At 57.5% G+C, this 299-nt stretch carries 1 protein-coding gene; it reads left to right on the forward strand.

What is annotated here, in order from left to right; all coding sequences use genetic code 11:
- A partial coding sequence (locus ACFWW2_RS12020; protein ID WP_393928320.1) for an ATP-binding protein occupies window positions 1-163 on the forward strand: 163 nt, incomplete at its 5' end.
- Window positions 164-299 lie beyond the last annotated feature (136 nt).

Below are 299 nucleotides of genomic sequence, written 5' to 3' on the forward strand. Positions count from 1 at the left end.
GATCACAAGCAACCTGCCATTCGAGGAATGGACCGAAACATTCGGCACCGAACGCCTGACGGGTGCGCTCCTGGACAGGCTAACCCACCACGTCAACATCCTCGAGATGAACGGCGAAAGCTACCGCCTCAACCAAAGTAAATCCCGCTGCGCCAGAAGCTAATCATCATCTGATTGACCTAACGGCCAACGCGCCTTGGAACGTGCTTGCTATTTGAGGGCATCACGCCCCAAGGCGCGCCACCAAGTGGCCGACTTTTGCTCCGCCACAGTGGCAGGGTTTTACGCCGCCGTTGACA

It is taken from the genome of Yoonia sp. R2-816 (genome assembly GCF_046762905.1).
Lineage (GTDB): Bacteria > Pseudomonadota > Alphaproteobacteria > Rhodobacterales > Rhodobacteraceae > Yoonia.